At 43.9% G+C, this 19097-nt stretch carries 19 protein-coding genes; 10 read left to right on the top strand and 9 right to left on the bottom strand.

The window, feature by feature from the left end; translation table 11 throughout:
* Positions 1–23 precede the first annotated feature (23 nt).
* The 9 genes from AAIR98_RS09630 to AAIR98_RS09590 all read left to right on the top strand — a co-directional run bounded on the left by AAIR98_RS09630 (position 24) and on the right by AAIR98_RS09590 (position 10534).
* Positions 24–1136, top strand: a complete 1113-nt coding sequence (locus tag AAIR98_RS09630; protein ID WP_423971982.1) for a DNA glycosylase AlkZ-like family protein — start codon at positions 24–26, stop codon at positions 1134–1136.
* Between the two features lie 67 nt (positions 1137–1203).
* Entirely contained in the window at positions 1204–2193 is a 990-nt protein-coding gene (gene msrA, locus AAIR98_RS09625) for a peptide-methionine (S)-S-oxide reductase MsrA (protein ID WP_423971981.1), read from the top strand.
* Positions 2194–2292: 99 nt separating this feature from the next.
* The gene (gene mreC, locus AAIR98_RS09620) at positions 2293–3135 is read left to right on the top strand and encodes a rod shape-determining protein MreC (RefSeq protein WP_423971980.1); all 843 of its coding nucleotides are present in this window, start codon (positions 2293–2295) and stop codon (positions 3133–3135) included.
* Positions 3132–3623 carry a rod shape-determining protein MreD gene (mreD, locus tag AAIR98_RS09615; protein WP_423971979.1) on the top strand — a complete coding sequence of 164 codons (492 nt, stop codon included), beginning with the start codon at positions 3132–3134 and terminating at the stop codon, positions 3621–3623. The genes mreC and mreD overlap by 4 nt, the downstream gene beginning before the upstream one ends.
* Positions 3623–5377, top strand: a complete 1755-nt coding sequence (mrdA, locus tag AAIR98_RS09610) for a penicillin-binding protein 2 (protein WP_423971978.1) — start codon at positions 3623–3625, stop codon at positions 5375–5377. Before mreD ends, mrdA begins: the two co-directional genes overlap by 1 nt.
* 14 nt (positions 5378–5391) lie before the next feature.
* A complete protein-coding gene (locus tag AAIR98_RS09605; RefSeq protein WP_423971977.1) occupies positions 5392–6744 on the top strand; it encodes an FtsW/RodA/SpoVE family cell cycle protein in 1353 nt (450 codons plus the stop codon).
* Positions 6745–6755: 11 nt separating this feature from the next.
* A complete protein-coding gene (locus AAIR98_RS09600) occupies positions 6756–7430 on the top strand; it encodes a TIGR03936 family radical SAM-associated protein (protein WP_423971976.1) in 675 nt (224 codons plus the stop codon).
* 13 nt (positions 7431–7443) lie between these two features.
* Positions 7444–8895 carry an Rne/Rng family ribonuclease gene (locus AAIR98_RS09595; RefSeq protein ID WP_423971975.1) on the top strand — a complete coding sequence of 484 codons (1452 nt, stop codon included), beginning with the start codon at positions 7444–7446 and terminating at the stop codon, positions 8893–8895.
* A gap of 22 nt (positions 8896–8917) precedes the next feature.
* On the top strand, positions 8918–10534 hold the full coding sequence (locus AAIR98_RS09590) for an N-acetylmuramoyl-L-alanine amidase (protein ID WP_423971974.1): 1617 nt from the start codon (positions 8918–8920) through the stop codon (positions 10532–10534).
* A 271-nt stretch (positions 10535–10805) separates the two neighbouring features.
* On the opposite strand, the gene AAIR98_RS09585 is transcribed toward AAIR98_RS09590, so the two are convergent.
* Positions 10806–10961, bottom strand: coding sequence for a hypothetical protein (locus AAIR98_RS09585; RefSeq protein ID WP_423971973.1), 156 nt, complete (start codon positions 10959–10961; stop codon positions 10806–10808).
* A gap of 241 nt (positions 10962–11202) precedes the next feature.
* Between AAIR98_RS09585 and AAIR98_RS09580 the strand changes: the two genes are divergently transcribed.
* On the top strand, positions 11203–12240 hold the full coding sequence (locus AAIR98_RS09580) for a HEAT repeat domain-containing protein (RefSeq protein ID WP_423971972.1): 1038 nt from the start codon (positions 11203–11205) through the stop codon (positions 12238–12240).
* A gap of 419 nt (positions 12241–12659) precedes the next feature.
* Here AAIR98_RS09580 and AAIR98_RS09575 read toward each other — a convergent pair whose 3' ends face one another.
* Genes AAIR98_RS09575 through lpdA form a run of 8 tightly spaced genes read right to left on the bottom strand, consistent with a single transcriptional unit; the run spans position 12660 to position 19017 of the window.
* Positions 12660–12863, bottom strand: a complete 204-nt coding sequence (locus tag AAIR98_RS09575; protein ID WP_423971971.1) for an SEC-C metal-binding domain-containing protein — start codon at positions 12861–12863, stop codon at positions 12660–12662.
* Positions 12853–13050, bottom strand: coding sequence for a hypothetical protein (locus tag AAIR98_RS09570; protein ID WP_423971970.1), 198 nt, complete (start codon positions 13048–13050; stop codon positions 12853–12855). The genes AAIR98_RS09575 and AAIR98_RS09570 overlap by 11 nt, the downstream gene beginning before the upstream one ends.
* The gene (locus tag AAIR98_RS09565; protein WP_423971969.1) at positions 13050–13625 is read right to left on the bottom strand and encodes an ATP/GTP-binding protein; all 576 of its coding nucleotides are present in this window, start codon (positions 13623–13625) and stop codon (positions 13050–13052) included. Before AAIR98_RS09565 ends, AAIR98_RS09570 begins: the two co-directional genes overlap by 1 nt.
* Positions 13625–14869, bottom strand: a complete 1245-nt coding sequence (locus tag AAIR98_RS09560; protein ID WP_423971968.1) for a M23 family metallopeptidase — start codon at positions 14867–14869, stop codon at positions 13625–13627. Before AAIR98_RS09560 ends, AAIR98_RS09565 begins: the two co-directional genes overlap by 1 nt.
* Before the next feature lie 44 nt (positions 14870–14913).
* Positions 14914–15831 carry a phosphate acyltransferase gene (locus tag AAIR98_RS09555; protein WP_423971967.1) on the bottom strand — a complete coding sequence of 306 codons (918 nt, stop codon included), beginning with the start codon at positions 15829–15831 and terminating at the stop codon, positions 14914–14916.
* A 14-nt stretch (positions 15832–15845) separates the two neighbouring features.
* Entirely contained in the window at positions 15846–16958 is a 1113-nt protein-coding gene (gene buk, locus AAIR98_RS09550; RefSeq protein WP_423971966.1) for a butyrate kinase, read from the bottom strand.
* Between the two features lie 26 nt (positions 16959–16984).
* On the bottom strand, positions 16985–17665 hold the full coding sequence (locus AAIR98_RS09545; protein ID WP_423971965.1) for an RNA methyltransferase: 681 nt from the start codon (positions 17663–17665) through the stop codon (positions 16985–16987).
* The gene (gene lpdA / locus AAIR98_RS09540) at positions 17665–19017 is read right to left on the bottom strand and encodes a dihydrolipoyl dehydrogenase (RefSeq protein WP_423971964.1); all 1353 of its coding nucleotides are present in this window, start codon (positions 19015–19017) and stop codon (positions 17665–17667) included. Before lpdA ends, AAIR98_RS09545 begins: the two co-directional genes overlap by 1 nt.
* Positions 19018–19097 lie beyond the last annotated feature (80 nt).

Here is a 19097-nt window from a genome sequence, read left to right as displayed (position 1 = left end):
TGTTAATAGTATAATTTAAAAATATGCAAATTACAAGAGAGCAAATTTTCTTTTTACGTCTTAAAAAATCCGGCTTGGCGGTGCCGCACGAAAGCGCGGCAGATTGCGCTGTGCGCCTCTTTGGCGTGCAGTCACAGTTCCAGCAGTTTAGCGAGATAAGTATATTTAACCGCGTACAAAATATAACCGAAGACAGCTTAGCCGCGCTCTTTGACAGCAGAGATATTATTAAGTTATGGGGCCAGCGCAACACAGTACACTTATTTCATAAAAACGATTGGAAGTATGTCAGCGCGGCATATGGTAACAGAAATAATTTTGTAACAAATTTTTTTAAAGATAATATGGAATCGCTTAAAAAAGGCGTTGGGGCAATTGACCGCCATGGCGCCCTAAAACCACTTACCAAGCGCGATATAAGTGAGATTCTTAACGACGCAATCCCCCATGTAACGCATGAATACAGAGACTACGCTTTTATTTTAAAAGCCACGCTGGAGGGCATTTTATTCGCCGTGCCCGCGCGCCCGCATATTAAAGAATATGACCACGTAAGCAAAGTTTTTAAAGCAAAAGAAATAAAAGAATTTAAACAGTTAAAACAGGCCGACGCCATTAAATATATCATGCAAAATTACTTTACCCACTACGCCCCGGCCAGCTTTAAGGATTTTTTACACTGGAGCGGTTTAACCAAAAAAGAAGCGGAGCCCGTTTTTAATAAACTTAAAAAAGATTTAGCCGTTTTTGAGTATAACAAGACGCCGTATTATATGTTTAAAGATGACGAAGATATCAAAATTTTAAAAAATAAAACAAATAAAAGCGTAGTGCGTTTGCTTGGTAAATTTGACCCGCTTATGGTAAGCTTTAGCGACAAAACCTGGGCCATGCCTAAAGATAAATTTAAGCATGTCTGGCGCCCCGCGGCGCACGTGGAAGCTGTGGTTATTGCGGGGCAAAAAGTAGCTGGCACATGGCGCTACGCCATTAAAGGCAAAGAGATAAATTTTGAAATATTTTTATTTAATACGCTGGCCGAGGATGACAAAAAATTAATAAAAATTGAAGCTGAAAAAATAGCGAAATTTCTTAACAAAAAAATAAAATCAGTAACCTATAAAAAAGTAAAATAAAATTATGTTTCAAATAAATAAACCTATTTTTTTTGTAGCATTAGTTTTGCTGGCCTGGGGGATTTTTATGAACATTAATCCGCCAAAAACCACAGTTGTCAACAAGGGGGAAGTTATGGAACTTAGCAAACAGGAAGGCCTTAAAGATATTTATCTTGCCGGCGGCTGCTTTTGGGGCGTGCAGGCGTATTTAGACAAAATACCCGGTGTTGTAAACACGCAAGTCGGCTACGCAAACGGCAAAACCAAAAACCCTACATATGAGCAGGTTTGTAACGAAAACACCGGCCACGCCGAAACCGTGCACGTGCAATATGACGCTAAACAACTTTCGCTTGAACAGCTGCTGCATATTTTCTTTGAAATTATAAACCCCACAGTATCAAACCGCCAGGGCAACGATATTGGCGCGCAGTACCGCACAGGCGTTTATTACATTAACGATAAAGACGTTTACGCCGCCAAAAAAGTTTTTAGCGAGGAACAGCGCAAGTACGAAGCCCCCATTGTCACAGAACTTAAGCCGCTTGAAAATTACTACCCCGCTGAAAAATACCACCAAAAATATTTAGATAAAAACCCGGGCGGCTACTGCCATATTAATTTGGCGGGCGCGGACAAATACGCAAAAAAGCAGGATAAAAAAGACCTTAAAACGCTTTTAAGCCCCATTTCCTACGCCGTAACCCAGCAAAATGCCACTGAAGCCCCGTTCAGCGGGGAGTATGACAAGTTTTTTGAGGACGGCATTTATGTGGACATTGTCAGCGGCGAGGCGCTGTTTTCCTCTAAAGATAAATTTGACGCCGGCTGCGGCTGGCCGTCATTTTCCAAACCCATAGCTAACGTGACCGAAAAAGAAGATTCTTCACACGGCATGAACAGGACGGAAGTGCGCAGTAAAAACGCCGACTCACACCTGGGACATGTATTTGACGACGGCCCGGCGGATAAAGGGGGGCTGCGCTACTGCATTAACAGTGCGGCGCTTAAGTTTATACCGGTAAAACACCTTGAAAAAGAAGGTTACGGGGAATATAAAAAATTATTCAAATAGCGGCGGTATTTTTAGTTATTTAGGGCTATTTTAGGCATTTTTTACCGTACGCGCGCATAATAATTTCAAAAAGTAGTAAATATAAGTTAAAATGTTAACATGCGTAAGATTAATATAGACGCCTCCTCAGGCTCTAGAAAAGCTTTTATATTTTATTTTATACTTTCGGTGCTGCTTTTAATACTGCCCTTAAAGGGGTTTGTAAGCTCGGTAAAAGCGGTGCTTTCTTATGTGTTTATACCGCAGATAAGAGCCGCGCATTCCAGCGTGGAATACTTTGCCAATGTCAGTTCCACCGTCAGAGAACTTTTGGCCATACACAAACAAAAAACCTCTTATGAAGAAGATTTAAAAGAAACTTTACTAATAAAAGAAGAGGCCAGAGTAATACTGGAAGAAAACGAACGCCTTTCAGAAGCAATGCTCCTAAACCCCGAAAAACGATGGAACGGCGTTTGGGCTAAAACCGCCTACCGCGACCCTTCCCGCTGGACCAGCATTATCATAGACAAAGGCACCAATGACGGCGTAAGCGTAAAAAGCGCCGTAATAGGTTTTGACGGCACCAAAATAGGTTTAGTTGGCACTGTTATAGAGGAAGAATTAAACACCTCCAAAGTTTTGCTTTTAAATGACGAGGAGTTTTCCGCCGCCGCGCATCTTGAAGGCACTAGCGAAGACGGGCTGATAACAGGGTCCAAAAGCGGCATGTTAAAACTGCGTTATGTGCCGCTTGGCACGGAAATTTTAGAGGACGAGCTTGTTTATACCTCTAAAAGCAGTGTGATATTTCCGGAGGGCATAAGCATAGGCAAAGTAATTTCCGCCGAAAAAGGCGAAGAAATTAAAACCTCTCTCACGCTTAACGTACGCCCGATAGTGCGCCCCGGTGCGGTTAAAGAAGTGTTTGTCATAACCGGTATTAAGGCGGGTAAAAAATGAAATCAGCTTTACAATTAATTGTTATTTTTATTCTTTGCACGGTAATTCACTGGGCGTTCGCGGCGTTTGGTTCCAGTTTTAATATAAGTATAAATTTTATGCTTACGGTGTGCGTGATAGTGTGCGCCCGTTATAATAAATGGGCGGGTTACACGTTCGCGTTTTTTGGCGGCATGTTTTTAGATTTTTTTGGCGTAAATATGTTTGGCGCTTACGCGCTTACGTTCACTTTATGCGCGGGTATAGTTTATCTTGTTAAGAAACTTCTTGATTTTGAAAGCGTGCTCCCGCAGATGGTGCTGATTTTTTGTATCACTATAATTAGTGTTTTGCTTTATAATTTTACAGGACTTATATTTTCAAAAGGTACGGCCTGGCACGGATTTCAAAGTTTGGTATTTGGCGCGGTCAGTAATTCTATTATCGCGCTGTTTGTGTTTTCTACATTTAACGCTTTGTCTTTGCCCGAGGCTGAAAGCTTCGTTTAATGAAAAAGATTGACGTCTCACCCAGATTAAAAGGTTTATGGATATTAGCCATGGCGGCCTGCGCCGTTATAGCCGTGCGCCTTATTGACATACAGGTGGTGAGGCACAGCTACTACCAGCAGCAGTCGGAGCGTAACCGCACGCAGACAATTTACCAAACGGCGCCGCGCGGGCGCATTATTACGGCGGACGGCGCGGTAGCCGCGCAAAGCGCGCCTGTTTTTAACCTCTACTTTTTTCCTAACAACACTCTCTCCCAGCCGGAATATATAGAAACTTTATCAGATGAAATCGCCGCCGCTATAAACCAAAAAAAGGAAGATGTTTTAAAAAAATTAAAAAACGCCGCCAGAAGCGGCAAGGCCTCTGTCATAGCGGAAAACCTCTCCCCCCAATATACTCTTCCTCTTGCCGAGCTGCAGGTGCACTACAACGGCATTTATCTTATTGAGGAAAGTAAGAGGACATACCCGCTTAAAACATTTGCCAGCCATCTTATTGGCTATCTTGGCAGTATGGAGGGCGCCGCCTGGCGTGACAGAGACAAAAGTCTTGATTACCGTTTGGACAGCCGCATAGGCCGCTTTGGCATAGAAAAGAAATTTGAAAAATATTTAAAAGGTACCGATGGCGGACTGTTTTTGGAAGTGGACCACCGCGCGCGTCTTAAAAGCGTTATTGAAGATAAAAAAGGCCGCCCGGGCGCCGATATTTATCTTACTTTAAACTCTAAAGTACAACAGGCGGCGGACGCGGGGCTTGCGGCCTCTAACACAGGTATAGGCGCAGCCGTGGCGCTGGACCCTAAAACTGGCGCGGTGCTGGCGCTATCTACGTCTCCCGCTTTTGATCCTAATATTTTTGTGCCTTATAATAACGAAGATACTGAAAAAGAAAGAAAAGCCATAAAAGAGTTTAACCTTGCCGTGCAGGGTGTTTATCCTCCGGCGTCTACGTTTAAAGTTATTACGTCCATGGCGGCTATGGACGAGGGGAAGCTTAATGTTAACTCTTCAATCAACTGCCCCGGGTTTTATGATATAGGCGCCAGGGTTTTTAAATGCTGGGGCGTGCATAACCATGTTGATTTTTTTGACGCTATGGCAAAATCATGCGACACCTATTTTTATATTTTAGGTAATCAGATAGGCTCCGCCGCTATAGAAAGAATGCAGCGCAAATTTATGATAGGCGAACCTACCGGCATTGATATTGTTGGTGAAAGAAGCGGCAACCTTTTCGGCCCCACCCGCCGCGCTAAAAACAGAACATATTGGTTTGCCGGCGATACGCTTAACCTTGCCATAGGCCAGGGCGAACTTTTGGTCACGCCTGTTAAGGTAGCGCAGTTTGCGGCGGCTATTGCCAGCAAAGGCAAACTTTGGCGGCCTTATTATGTTGAAAAAATAGTTTCCCCCTCAGGTGAAGTTTTAGTGCAAGGCGAACACAAAGTTATTAAAGAAGTTCCCGCGGCGCCGCAGGCTTGGGAGGATATTTTTAAAGCTTTAAAACAAACTACGGATAAAGGCACCGGCAGAGCCACAAGAATACCGGGCTATGATGTTTACAGCAAAACAGGCACCGCTGAAAACCCGCACGGCAATGACCACGCCTGGATAATGGCCTTTGCCGCGCCCAAGGGCGGCGAGCCTGAAATAGCCGTGGCTGTTTTTATAGAGCATGGCAAACACGGTTCCACAGTGGCCGGGCCCGTGGCTAAAAAAATGATACAGGCGTATTTTGATATTGAATAATTTAAGAGGTTTTAATGTTTAGTTTAAATTCATATTCGGACCAAAGTATTAAAAGAACCCGCGTTGACTATGTGTTTGTCATAGCGGTGCTGTTGCTTGTGCTGATAGGTTCGCTGGCGGTGATGAGCGCGGTGGCGGGCACCAGCCTTAGCGGCGTTGTTGTTAAAAAGCATATAGTGGCTATTCCTGTTGGCATAGCGGCGTTTTTATTCGGCTGGTTTTTTAATTACCAAATTTATGAGGAACAGTGGAAGTGGCTGTACGGGTTTGTAATTTTACTGCTGGTAGGAGTGCTTATATTTGGCAGTTACCAGCGCGGGTCAAAGTCTTGGTTTAATTTTGCAATGTTTTCTATGCAGCCGTCTGAAATTTGCCGTGTTGCCATGATTTTGATAGCGGCAAGTTTTTTACAGCGTAATATGCGGCGCATTAAAGAGCCTTCAGTCATATTTGTACTGTTTGCCATAATGGCGCCGATATTCGGCCTTATTATGAAACAGCCGGACTTTTCTTCCGTAGTTATTTCCCTGCCCGCGCTGCTTATGCTGATGTACTGCGCCGGGGTAAATATATTTTATTTGATACTAATATTTTTGTTTGGCTTTTTCGCGGGTATATTCCCGCTTATTTGGACATATCTTTACCTGCACCCCGATGCCATGGCCGCAAGCGGGCTGCTGCGTTTTGTGGGCGGTATGTCTTCAAATGTTTGGTATATGATTTTATTTTGCGCCCTGGTTATGCTTATAGGATATCTTGTGTGGACGTTGCTTAAGCAATTTAGAATTTATATAGGGTATATTTTCGTGCTTATTGTTTGCGGGGTTATAATAGCGGGTTTTTTAAGTGGTATGGTTGTGGATAAACATGTTAAACCTTACCAGCGTAAACGCGTGGAAGCGTTTTTAGCGCCAAAATCTGACCCTAAGGGCGCGGGGTATAATGTGTTGCAGGCGCAAATTGCCATGGGGTCCGGCGGGGCGCTTGGCAAAGGTTTATTTTCGGGCACGCAGTCACGCCTTGGTTTTGTGCCGGAAAAACATACTGATTTTATTTTGGCCGTGGTAGGCGAGGAAATGGGCCTTTGGGGCACGCTTGGCGTGCTGGCTTTATATTTTATTATACTGTGGCGCATAGTTATGATAGCGTACTCCGCCAGCGACGGTTATGGCTATTTAGTTTGCGCGGGCATATTTAGTATGTTTCTAATTTACGCCATAGTTAATTTTGGCATGCTTATAGGGCTGGCGCCGGTGGCGGGCATACCGCTGCCGCTTATATCGTACGGCGGGTCCAATTTTGTTGCAAGCATGTGGGCGTTTGGCATAGTGCAGTCTATTTATTCAAGGCGTATTTCGTTTAGGTGAGCCACCCAAATATGTTAAAAATTTATAAAATGCGTATTAGGTACGCGCGCGCAAACAGCCTGACGCAGGGGCAAACGGCAAATATTTGGCGTGAGATGCTGTTGTCCTCAGGCCTGCCGATAGCTAAGATGGACAGCGACGCCAGCCGCCCGCGTTTAACATTTGGCCCGCCGTTAGCGCTTGGGCAGGACAGCGAGTGCGAGTACATAGATTTATATTTTACAGATTTTGTTAAAGATACAGAAGCGTTTGAAGCGCTTAAAAAAGCGGAAAAAGGCGGTATAAAAGTGCTGGAGTCTAAAGAGATTCCTTACCAATTCCCGTCTATAGCAAGTTTATCTGATGTGGTGGAGTATGAGGTAATTGGGGTTGATAATTTTAACCCGCCGCCGCTTGAGGATTTTTTAGGCAGTAAAGAAATAATTGTTACCACCGTGCATGAAAACGGGCTTAGAGAGACAGTTGACATAAAACCGTATATTCTCAGCGCCAAATTGGACGGCGGTGTTTTAAAAATAACACTTTGCAAGGTTAACGGACGCAGCGTAAAAGTTGAGCTATTTTTAGCCAAGTGGCTTAATTTGGGCGGGAACGGACAGTGCAATAGTTTTGAAAGTTCGGCAGTAAAAATAATTAAAAAGAATTTATACTACAGTAATTCTCTTGGCGGATATACTTTGGTGTAACTAAGGATTTGATATGAGTAAACATGAAGAAAATGTAAAAGTAGAAGTGCTGGCAAACACGTCGTTTGAAGAAACAAGAGTGGCAATACTGGAGGGCGGCCGCCTGGCCGAGCTTATGTGGGAACGCCGCGGCGCGGTAAACATAGTGGGCAATATTTACAAAGCCACTGTTGAAAACGTGCTGCCCGGTATTTCAAGCGCGTTTGTTAACATAGGCTACGAAAAAAACGCCTATCTCTATATTTCAGACGTGCTTGGCGATGAAAAAAAGAATATAGAACGCGTGCTTAAAAAAGGGCAGGAAGTTATGGTGCAGGTTGTTAAAGACGCCATAGGCACCAAAGGCATGAAGATAACTATGGACGTAACTTTGCCGGGCAGATTTTTAGTTTTAACGCCGCACCAAAGTTTTGTGGGAGTATCCAAAAATATTGAAGATAATTCAGAAAGGCATAAACTTAATGACATGGTGCAAGACCTTGCCGCCAAGCATTTACACGGCATGGGCTGTATAGTGCGTACAGAGGCTGAAGAAGCTACCAAAGACGAGCTTGAACGCGAAGTTAAATACCTCTACCGCCAATGGCAGAGCATAATGAGCAAGTTTGAGTCTTTACCGTCTCCTTCGCTTTTGCATGAGGATATGGACGCTGTGCTGCAGGTTGCGCGCGACATACTTTCCGAAAATATAGAAGTATATATGCTGGACAATAAAAAAGATTATGAAAACGTGATTGATTTTGTTTCCAAAAACTCACCGGAACTTGTGGGCAAAGTAAAACTTTACAAAGGCAAAACACCCATTTTTGAAGCGTTTGATATTGAAGAGGATATTAACAACTTACGCAAAACAAAACTGCCTCTGCCAAACGGCGGCAGTATTATTATACAAGAGGCCGAGTCTCTGTGCGCCATTGACGTAAACACAGGTAAGTTTACCGGCAATAAATCACAGGAAGAAACAGTAACCCAAACCAATATTGAGGCCGCCCAGGAAGTGGCGCACCAGCTGCGCCTGCGCAATATAGGCGGTATTGTGGTTATAGACTTTATCGACATGAAAAAAGCTTCCAGCCGCCACCGTGTGGTTGAGGCGCTTGGCAACGCTGTACGCCGCGACAGGGCAAAAATAAGAATACTGCCCATCACGCGTCTTGGTCTTGTTGAAATGACCAGAGAAAGAAAAAAGGAAAGCACCGGCAGTCTGCTTACGGATGAATGCCCGGAATGCCATGGTTCAGGGCGCGTACTTTCGGCCGAGAGTATGCGTATTAAAATACAGAGAGAAATTTACGACCTTACGCAGGGCCGCCCCGGCGGTAACCTGCGCATAGTGCTGCACCCGCAGCTGGCGGACCAAATAAAGCCTAAACAGTCTATAATAGAGCAAAATATTCACCGTTCTATGAAGATACAGGCGGACCCGCAGCTTGCGTGGGAAGACTATAAAATAGTGCTTGAGTAGTATTTGCGCTGAGAGAGTTTTTATGAAGAAGCTTCTTGCTGTGCTGGCATTTATATTTGTACTGCTGGCCCCCGCTTTTGCCCAGAAAACATATTTGTTTAATGAGGGCAAAAGCAAGGGCAGTGTGCCGTCTATTATCTTAAACGCCACAGTGTTTGTGGACGCGCAGGCAATGGCGCGTAAGTTGGGCGGGGAGAGTAATTACTACTCGCAGTCCCAACAGTTAAGGGTAAAGATAGGTTCTTTTTCCGCGTTATTTACAGCGGGCAAACGCGAGGTAACTGTAAATAATGAGAATACGCTTTTACCGCTGCCCGCCCAGGTTGTAAAATCTAAAATCTATGTTCCGGTGGAGTTCTTTTTAGATAAAAGGTTGTCAGAGGCCTTAAATAAACAACTTAGTTTTTCTGACGGTAAATATTCTTTAGAAAAGTTTTATAATGTGGAATATGTGTCGTCCTCCGCCACTAAAGACGCTTCTTTTGTATTCTTTGCCACGCAGGGCACACTGTCATTTAAAACCAACCAGAAAAACAGAAATATTGTTGAGGTTGAGTTGGAAGGCGCCATTGCAAAACGCCTGGGTACCTTTAAGGTGAAAGATGATTTAATAAATACTTTTTACATAAAATCCTGCGGTAAAAATGAGTGTTTGCGTTTTGTAATGAAGCCCAAAGCAAAAGGCTGGGCTTTTGAGTATGACAACGGAATGTTAGTTTTTAAAGCGTTTGCCAATGCGCAGGCCGCAGGCACCGCGCCGCAGGCGCCTGACGCGCCAGTCATCGCGCCAGCGCAGCCGCAAACGCCTGATGAGGATGATGAAGATGACGGCGACGCTGAAGAGTTAGATGCGGGAGCCTTTTTCTCAGGGCCCGTAATAGCAGCGGCAGAGCCCGCTGTCAAAATTTCCGCCGGTAAGCCGGCTGCTGTAATAACAGCAGCGCCGGCTAAAGGCAAAAAAATGCGTATTATGATAGACCCCGGCCACGGCGGCAAGGACCCGGGCGCCGTCAGAAAATACAGCACGCAGGAAAAAACTATTAACCTTATTATAGCCAAAGAAGTTTACGATATATTAAAAAAGAAAGGCTTTGATGTAAAAATGACCCGCAGCGACGACAGATTTTTAGCGCTTAGCGAGCGTTCTAAATTGTCTAATGATTTTAAGGCCGATTTGTTTGTGTCCATACATACAAATGCCTCGGCCAAGACGGCGGCCAACGGGTTTGAGGTTTACTTCCGCTCAGAAAAAGCGTCCGACGCGCAGGCGGCTGAAATTGCCGCTTTTGAAAACGAATCTTTACAGTATGAGGAAACGCACTTTAACTTTGCCGATATGTTGCTGCGCTCGCTGGCGGTTAATGAGTATGTTAACGAGTCTTCCAAACTTGCGGGTTATGTGCGTAACAGCGTTAAAAATACCAAAGGTATAGGTATAACGGTAAACCCTAACAACAGTATAAAACAAGCTAATTTTTATGTGCTTAAGGGTGTGGATTCCCCGGCAGTGCTTGTTGAGTGCGGTTATATTAGTAATCTTAATGACCGAAAGCAGCTTAACACAAAACTTGTCAGACTTAAAATAGCGGACGGCATAGCCAAGGGCATAATGGCCTACGCCAAAGCCGAAGGTTTTTAAAAATGCCCGCTCTTTAGAGCGGGCATTTTTTATCCCCAAATCTTTGCATATATTTTGAATTTTTTTCTTTTCAACACACCCGCCGTGTCCGCTGCGCTACCCGCCCCAAGTGTGCTGAAAAGAAAAAAATTCAAAATACATGCAAATCTTCGGGGCCCCTGTACGCGGCTTTCAATATATCCACTCTTTAGAAAAATATAAAATTTACTCAAAAAAAGGCTCTCCGGGGTTAGCGGAGAGCCTAAAGTAGGAGGGGATGTAAGGGTAAAATCTATTGTTTAACAAAGGCGGATGCTATGCGTCTGACAGAGCTGCCGCTTTTCTGTATGGTTTGGCCTGTAGCGTATATTTCCTGTGACTGGGTGTTATCAAGTACTACCATTTTAGTATCGCCAAGCGCCAGTAAAAACTTTAGTGTGTGTTTCATAAGAACTCCTTTTCTATATTTATAGGATATCGCATTATTATGATCAAAACCAGGGTCTAAAGACCTAAAAGAGTATAGGCCTTTGGACCTACAAAAATAAGCTGTCACGACGGTAAAATAAAAAAACATTTTTGATGGGTTGTTTTAGATATAAAAGATTTTAAAATTGGCGGATATAGGCCCTTTTATGTGTTGCGCCGCCCTTATTTTGTACAATGGTATTAACTAACCGGGGGTGTTTATGAAAAAGTTTTTATTGGTTTTGACTATGGTGTTGTATGTATCGTTTTCCTTCTCTTTGGAAAATACTTTGCCGGCAGCCGTACAAAACCGTAATTTAGTAACGGAACAGGATTTTTTTGAAGCCGTGCAATCTTTTGCCAAAACTACAGACAGTTCTGAAGTTTTTATGCTTGCCGTAGCGCTTATAGACAGCCCGCCGCCCTTAAAATACGAAAATACGTTGTTTAATGTTATTATCTCAAACACGGCGCAGGATATGAAAAAGTTTTTTGCCTCGGTTATTCTCTCTTCTATGAACGGTAAAAATGTGGAACTTATACCTATGACAAAAGACGTTTTTGCCAGCACGGGGGACGCTGTTATAAAAGGTTACGCGGCCGCTTCGCTTGCCATACTGGCCCCAAAAGAAAAAACTAATGTTGACAGTATTGTAGCGCTTTATCCGCATGATAAAATATTCGCCCTCAAAGCCGTTAACGCGCTTTACAGTGATGAAAACAAAATAATTGCCGCCCTTAAAAAAGCTTCTAAAAATTCTTCCCCTTTAGTGCGCCGCGGCGCGGCGCAGATGCTGGGCACATTTGCTGGTGAGAAGAGTAATAAAATTTTGCTTTCTATGTTAAAGAGCGAGCGTGACTCCGCCGTAGTATCAGACGCGGCGTTTTCCGCCGGGCGTACGCCTGTGCTAACGCTTAAAGAAATGAATAAATGTATTAAGACGGATTTTACTAAGCCCTACGCTTTTGCCTGCGCCCTTACAATAGGCTTTATGACGGGCGACGGGTTTAGCTTAGTTAAAGACGGCATAAATTCTGATAATGAAAATGTGCAGATTAACGCCTTGCGCGCGGCGTCTGTAATGGCCAATACTTTGGCGGGTGATAACGCCAGCGTGTTTTCCCGCGACATAGCTTTTGATAAACAAAATTTAAAAACGCTTATTCCCGCCGTAGCGGCCTTAAGCGGCAGCGGTAAAACAGATAATATAAAAAAATATGCCGAGCAAACGGTAAAAGACTTTAGAAAAATGTTATAACTAAAGTATGAGCGCGATGACAAAGCTGTTTATAGAGTTGTTTTTAGGTTTGGTTATTATAGCTATTGTTGTATACATTTTATTTTGGGTAGCTATAACGTACCTACCCATGCTTTTAACGTAAAAATCCCCCAACACAGCTTGGGGGATTTTCTTTTTTTTGTGCTTCGCATTCCGGTTGTGTCGCTCTCTGCGTTCGCTTGGCTTTCATCAGCGGTTTAAATTTTCTTCGGATTTTGGTGGATTTTTGTTTTTCTTTGCACTCACCGTACGCTTCGCCTTAAGTACTTGCTCGCGCAAATAAAAACAAAAATCCACTCAAACTCCTGTGAAAATTTTCTTCTATAACGGCATTTTATAAAGGCATTTAAAAACAAAATCCCCGGTTGGTTAACCGGGGGTTTTTATTGTCTAAATAACTATTTAGCGCCGCAGCATTTTTTGTATTTTTTGCCGCTGCCGCAGGGGCAGGGCTCGTTGCGGCCGGTTTGTTCATCGTCAGACTTTCTTACCGTTTCAATCTTAGGGCCGTTGGCCTGCTCTTCTTTAAGTTCGGCCTCGTGTTCTTTAATCCACTTTTTCATAGCTTTTACATTTTTAAAGTCCACGCCGTCACGTTCCATACGTTTGGCTATTTCTATACGCCTTAACCTCGGGGTTAGACATTTGCTTTTTAAGCGGGCCGGGTAAGCTTTGCAGTTCGCGCTCTATGCGCTCCTCTATGGTTTCTTTTTTGTTTTCCTTAGATGGCGCAGCGGCGGTGCCTTCGGCCTTTTTGTCTTCTTTCTTTTTAAATGGATTCCAAATCATTATTTCTTAATCTCCTGTAAAATATTAGCTATTACTTCTTTTATAATTTTTGCTTTATCAAAATAGGTTGCGTGTTTGTCTATTACTAACCTGTTGGGGTGGCCGGCCCAAATATCTAAAATCTTTTGGTCTATTTGCAGCGCGCCCTCCAGCGTTTCCGTTCTTACGGCGGTGGCTTGGTAAAAAGACTCGTCCATAGGCGGGGACAGGTGGATAATCATGTCATACCTGGCAAACTCGGCTTCTTTGGTGGTGCCCATGTTTTTTAAAAAATCTTCCTGCCCGTAAGGCCAGTATACCGCGCCGTCAAGGGTGCCGCGGTCGCACACTACAATAGGCGCCTGTGACGACTCGTCCGCCAGTTCTTCAAGTTCTTTTGATACATAATAAATTATTCTCTGCCCGTGGTAGGTGTGTTGGGCGCTGCCGTCTTTTCTGGGGTAGCCGCCGGAGTATATAAGCGTGGCCGCTTCTTTAACAAGTTCAACGTCGTGGCCAAAGCTTTCTTTAATTATGGATAACGCCGTTGTTTTGCCGCCGCTGGGGCCGCCTGTAAGTACGATTCTTTTTTTCATTAGTCGCTCTCTTGTATAGAATTTAAAATTTTTAAATATTTATCGCGCTGCGCTTCAAAATCTTTCATTTTTTCTTTAGGTATTTCTTTTAAGGCTGAGTTGCGGTTTTTCATTTTTAAAAAATCTATATATTTTTTACCCTCGCGTATTCTAAAGTCTAAGTGCGGGCCCGTGCTTAAACCGGTGGAACCAAGGTACGCTATAACTTTACCCTGTTTAACTTTTTCGCCAACTTTAACGTTCATGCTTTTAAGGTGGCCGTAGGTTGTGGTGTAATTATTGGCGTGCGCAACTTCTATATAATTGCCAAAGCCGCCTTTCCAGCCTGAAAATTTAACAGTGCCGTCCGCTATGGCTTCTATAGGGGTGCCAACGGGCGCGGCGTAGTCTATGCCGTGGTGCGGGCGTTTTATGCGTAGTATTGGGTGCATGCGGCCATTGCTAAAGCGTGATGTTATTCTCACGCCTTTAAAGCTTATGGGGGATTTTAAAAACATTCTTTTGGTTACTTTGCCGGATTCGTCATAAAAATCATCTTCAAAATCAAAAGCATAGTTTTTGCCGGCCGAGGCGCCCTCATATTTAGCGGCCAAAATACGCTGGTCCACAATCATGCCGTTGGCTGTAAAATCTTCTTCCCATACAAGCGCGTAGGTATCGCCTTTACGCGTTTCGGTATTAAAGTCTATATTCCAGGAAAATACGTCTGTAAACGCGATGATAATGGGCACCATCATGCCTTCACTCTGCATGGATGCGAAAAGCGAACTCTCTATACTGCCGGCGGCGTTTTGGGTGCGGGTTTTAATTTCGATATCCAGTATGCCTGCCACCAGATCATTTTCCACGGCGGCCACATAGTAGCGGCTTAAATCACGCGTAACAACAAGCATTTTAAACTCTCCCTCTTCGCCTGTTACAAGCATAAAAGAGTCCTGGGGGCGTATTTTACGCGTGTTCATAACAGTGTCAAGCTTGTTGGTTATAGCGTGTATTTGTACGCGGCTCATGCCGGTTTGTTCCAGGCGGGTGTAAAGCGGGGTTTTTTGCATACTGTCTTCTTGCACTGAGGTTACTGGCAGCGGAAGGATGGCGGCTTTTTTAGCTTCTTTATCTTTAACTATAAAATAGATAGAGCCAATGCATACAATTATACAGACTATGAGAAAATAAAACAGAATTTCACTCACTTTTAAGTAGTGGTGATAACAAGTTTTAGCCGCGTTTTTTATTTTATTTTTCATATTTACAAAAAATTAGGGGGACGGGCGCGTCCCCCTAAACTAAACTATTTTTGGTCTTTTAAGAAAGAGCAAAGCGCGATGGAGTTAAGTTTAACTTCCGGCGCGTCGGCCCTGGAGGGTAGCACCACCGGTATTTTAGAACCTACTAAAACAGCGGCGGCTTTTACGCCTTCGGCAAAAAACGCTAAAGTTTTGTAAACCGGGTTAGCTGCGTCTAAGTCAGGAAATACCGCCAGGTCAACATCGCCTGGTACCTGCGCGTTTGTAATGCCCTTTTCAGCGGCAAGCTCTTTAGAGAATGTCATGTAAATATCGTACGGGCCTTCTACCACACAGTTTTTAATTTTACCTTCTTTGTTCATTTCAACAAGAGCATTAGCGTCAACTGTGCTGGGGATCTTTTCGTTCACTTTTTCTACGGGGCATACCATAGATACTTTGGGGGTTTGAACGCCAAGTTTATTAAGCACGCCTACGGCGTTATCTATGATTTTTACTTTTTGCTCAAGCGTTGGGGAAATTAAAATGGCGGAGTCTGACACCGCGAACATTTTTTTGTATCTGCTTGTTTCAAACAAAACAAAGTGGGTAAGTATGGCGCCCTCGGGCACCAGGCCGGCTTCTTTATTTAAAATAGCCTTCATGTAATATTTTGTGTCAACTAAACCTTTTACTAAAAAGTCGCCTTTGCCCTCTACAATCTGCTGCACTGCCAGGTTGCACATGGTGGGAACGTCTGTACATTCAATAAAGGTAAATTTATCTTCTTTAAGGCCTACTTTTGCCATCATTTCTTTAACTGTGGCGGTGGGGCCTATTAAAATACCGCTGCTTATTAAGCCGTTTTCATCGGCCATTTTTATAGCTTCAAGGGCTTCGCTGTTGTTGGCCCCGGGTACTACCACTCTGTTGCTTTTGCCTTTAACTTGATTAATAAGGTCAGCAAAATTTTTGAATTTCATTTTAATATTATCTCCTATTTATATTCTTTTATTATACCAGGGTTGTTTAGGGCGCGGGTGGCGGCCTCTCTTAAGGCAGCTTTCTCGTCCCCGCCGGGGTATACGTAAAAGTTATTTGTAATAAATCTGGTTTTCTTTTCTAATTCTTCTACAAGATAATCGCTGTAGGCAAGGCCGCCGGTAAAAATAATGGCGTCCACTTTACCCTCAAGCACGGTTGCCATGGCGCCTATTTCTTTGGCTATTTGGTAAATCATGGCGTCTAAAGCTTCTTTAGCTTCTTCACGGCTGCAATTAATTGTAGATTTTTCTTTTTTTGCGCCATCGGCTATATAATTTCTTAAATCTTCCATGTCAGATGTGCCGGTATGGGCAATCATGCCGCCGTGGCCGCGCATTTTTTTGCGTATGGCCTGCATAGTGTACTGGCCGTTAAAGCACATACCTACAAGCTCAAGGCCGGGTAAAATACCGCTGCGCTGCGGCGTCATAGGGCCCGATCCTTCAAACCCGTCCGTTACATCTACCACGCGGCCCTTTTTATGCGCGCCTATGCTGATGCCGCCGCCGCCGTGCATGATAATAAAGTTAAGGTCTTCATATTCTTTACCCATTTTCTCCGCCGTAAGCCTAGCTACGCGTTTATGGTTAAGCGCGTGGAAAATAGATTTCCTTTTAATTTCTTTAAACCCTGTATAACGGGCAAGCGGCTGCATTTCATCAACCACAACAGGGTCGGCCGTAAAGCTGGGCTTGCCGATAGGGTCGGCTATTTCGCGGGCTAAAATACCGCCTAAGTTGCTGGGGTGGTGGCCGTTGTAGCCCCTTTTAAGGTCTGAGAGCATAATGTCGTTAATGGCGTATACGCCGCCCTCAATATGTTTTAACAGCCCGCCGCGGCCTATAACGGCGTCTATCTCGTTTAAATCCACATTATGTTCTTTAAGGGTGTTTAGCAAAAACTTGCGTCTTAAAGGTATTTGTTCTGATAGTTCTTTACCGGCGAAGGAATCTAACTCTTCCTGCGAGTATCTTGAGGATGCTTCAAAAACTGTTTTACCGTCTTTGTAATAACCAATATCGTCTGATGTTGAGCCCGGATTAATGACCAGAATATTGTATTCCATAAATACCCCTGATATTATTTATATTATCATTCTATCAAATTAGCGTATTTTTTGATTATAAAAAGCTGCTTTTTTGTTAAATTTGCCGCGTTTAATATACTTCTTACCAAATTTTGCTGGTCTTGCACAGTAAGCGCGGTTTGAAAGTTTAGTTTTGTAAATGTACCCTGTAAGATTTGTGTGACAATATCTATATCTTTGGCTGAAGGTAAATCAGCCAGTTTATTTATTTTTAACTTTTTAAAGTTGCTTGATTTTGATAATTCATAACATGTCAAAACAACCGCTTGCGCCAGGTTTATAGACGGCTGCGCCGCCGCTGTAGGAATGTTTAATATGGTGGTGCATAACGCGATATCTTCATTGCTAAGGCCCGTTTTTTCCTGCCCGAATACTATTGCTGTTTTACCTTTGCCCATCACCTTTTTTATGTCAGGCAGAGAAATTATTTTCTGCTCAGCTTTTCTGTTTTTTAAACTTGTGGCGGCCAGCGAAAAGTTGGTGTCCGCCAAAGCCTCCGCCAGAGTATTAAATGTTTTCGCTTTTTTCAGTATTTTTTCCGCGCCGACTGCCGCCACCGCTTCTTCCAGTACAGGCGGGTGGGCGGCAACTATACGCAGGTCCGCCAGGCCAAAGTTGGCCATAGCGCGGGCGGCGGCGCCGATATTGTTGGGGTTACGCGGACGTACCAAAATTATGGCTGTCATTATTTAGACAGCGCTTCTGTAATTAATTCCGATAATGTCGGGTGCGCGAACACTATGTCACGCAGCTGCGCTGTTGTCATAGCAGCCGTTATGGCTACACTAAAAATGTGTATCATTTCAGACGCGTTTGCGCCCGCTATAGCTGCGCCCAGTATTTTGCCGGAGTCCGCATCAGATATTATTTGCAGTTGGCCCTCAGTTTCTTCTTGTGTAAGCGCACGGCCGTTTGCCATGTAAAAAGCCTTGTTTACTTTTACTGTTTTGCCCAGCTTTTCAGCCTGTGTTTTGTTAAGCCCAACGGAAGCTACTTCAGGGTGAGTGTACATTGCTTTGGGTATTAAATCATTATTGTAAACTTCTTTATGGCCCATGGCGTTGGCGGCGGCAACTTCGCCCTGTTTGCTGGCGGCGTGCGCCAGCAGGCACAGGCCGTTAACGTCGCCTACAGCGTAAATATTATCAACAATTTCAAGCGTTTGCGGGTTAACTTCAATGCCCTTTCTTGTCCAGCCTATGCCTATATTGTCCAGGCCAAGGTCGCCAAGGTGTGCCTCTCTGCCTACGGCTACAAGCACGCAGTCACTCTCCAGCTTTTCGCCGGACTCAAGCGTGATGATTTTTTTATCGCCGTCAACTGTCATATCCACGGCTGTTTTGGATGTCATTATGTTTATGCCGCGTTTGGTAAAAGAGGTTGTAAGTACGCGGATAGAAGTTTCATCTTCGCCCGGTACAAGCGTGGGCTGCATTTCAACAATATTGACTTTTGTACCCAGTGAATTAAAAAGAGAGGCAAACTCGCACCCTATTACCCCGCCGCCGATAATGGTGATAATATCAGGGCGTTTTTGCATGCCGAACACAGTTGAGTTATCTACAATATGGTGTTTGTTGTCGGCAAATAATTTTGGTAAAAAAGCGTGCGTACCGGCGGCTATTATGGCGGCGTCAAAGTTAATTTTTTGCTTAACGCCATCTGTGGTAACTTCTATTTCGTTTTTAGCGGTAAAGGCCGCTTGGCCGCGTATAAAATTAACTTTTTTAGCTTTAAAAAGCGACATTATGCCCATTTTTAGTTTTGATATTACGGCAGCGCGTCTTGCGGAAATCTTTTCCCAATTTGGTGTGGCGTTTACGGCCTCTTCATTAGCTAAAGCCGCAATACCTTTAACAATATCAAAGCGGTGCGCCGCGTCTAAAAGTGATTTGGAAGGTATGCAGCCGCAGTTAAGGCATACCCCGCCTATTTCGCCCTTTTCTATAACTGTTACGTTAGCGCCCAATGCCGCCGCACGTAATGCCGCCGGGTAGCCGCCCGGGCCGGAACCTATTACCACAATATTTTTTGTCATAAATTACCTCATGAAATTTGAATACTTTCGCAGGAAAAAAATCTAAACATATTTTATCATTAAAAATATCATAACAAAAA

This window comes from Elusimicrobium simillimum, from assembly GCF_049639735.1.
GTDB classification, from domain to species: Bacteria; Elusimicrobiota; Elusimicrobia; order Elusimicrobiales; family Elusimicrobiaceae; genus Elusimicrobium; species Elusimicrobium simillimum.
The sequence above is the reverse complement of the archived record's forward strand: the minus strand, read 5'-3'. Positions and strand labels throughout refer to the sequence as shown.

Bases quoted from the DNA above. Each gene is read 5' to 3' on its own strand.
- AAIR98_RS09555 (WP_423971967.1), bottom strand. From the start codon at position 15,831: ATGAAATTCAAAAATTTTGCTGACCTTATTAATCAAGTTAAAGGCAAA.
- msrA (WP_423971981.1), top strand. From the start codon at position 1,204: ATGAACATTAATCCGCCAAAAACCACAGTTGTCAACAAGGGGGAAGTT.
- AAIR98_RS09570 (WP_423971970.1), bottom strand. From the start codon at position 13,050: ATGATTTGGAATCCATTTAAAAAGAAAGAAGACAAAAAGGCCGAAGGC.
- mreD (WP_423971979.1), top strand. From the start codon at position 3,132: ATGAAATCAGCTTTACAATTAATTGTTATTTTTATTCTTTGCACGGTA.
- AAIR98_RS09580 (WP_423971972.1), top strand. From the start codon at position 11,203: ATGAAAAAGTTTTTATTGGTTTTGACTATGGTGTTGTATGTATCGTTT.
- AAIR98_RS09545 (WP_423971965.1), bottom strand. From the start codon at position 17,665: ATGACAGCCATAATTTTGGTACGTCCGCGTAACCCCAACAATATCGGC.
- AAIR98_RS09630 (WP_423971982.1), top strand. From the start codon at position 24: ATGCAAATTACAAGAGAGCAAATTTTCTTTTTACGTCTTAAAAAATCC.
- AAIR98_RS09585 (WP_423971973.1), bottom strand. From the start codon at position 10,961: ATGAAACACACACTAAAGTTTTTACTGGCGCTTGGCGATACTAAAATG.
- AAIR98_RS09565 (WP_423971969.1), bottom strand. From the start codon at position 13,625: ATGAAAAAAAGAATCGTACTTACAGGCGGCCCCAGCGGCGGCAAAACA.
- AAIR98_RS09560 (WP_423971968.1), bottom strand. From the start codon at position 14,869: ATGAAAAATAAAATAAAAAACGCGGCTAAAACTTGTTATCACCACTAC.
- lpdA (WP_423971964.1), bottom strand. From the start codon at position 19,017: ATGACAAAAAATATTGTGGTAATAGGTTCCGGCCCGGGCGGCTACCCG.
- buk (WP_423971966.1), bottom strand. From the start codon at position 16,958: ATGGAATACAATATTCTGGTCATTAATCCGGGCTCAACATCAGACGAT.
- AAIR98_RS09595 (WP_423971975.1), top strand. From the start codon at position 7,444: ATGAGTAAACATGAAGAAAATGTAAAAGTAGAAGTGCTGGCAAACACG.
- AAIR98_RS09605 (WP_423971977.1), top strand. From the start codon at position 5,392: ATGTTTAGTTTAAATTCATATTCGGACCAAAGTATTAAAAGAACCCGC.
- mreC (WP_423971980.1), top strand. From the start codon at position 2,293: ATGCGTAAGATTAATATAGACGCCTCCTCAGGCTCTAGAAAAGCTTTT.
- mrdA (WP_423971978.1), top strand. From the start codon at position 3,623: ATGAAAAAGATTGACGTCTCACCCAGATTAAAAGGTTTATGGATATTA.
- AAIR98_RS09575 (WP_423971971.1), bottom strand. From the start codon at position 12,863: ATGGAACGTGACGGCGTGGACTTTAAAAATGTAAAAGCTATGAAAAAG.
- AAIR98_RS09600 (WP_423971976.1), top strand. From the start codon at position 6,756: ATGTTAAAAATTTATAAAATGCGTATTAGGTACGCGCGCGCAAACAGC.
- AAIR98_RS09590 (WP_423971974.1), top strand. From the start codon at position 8,918: ATGAAGAAGCTTCTTGCTGTGCTGGCATTTATATTTGTACTGCTGGCC.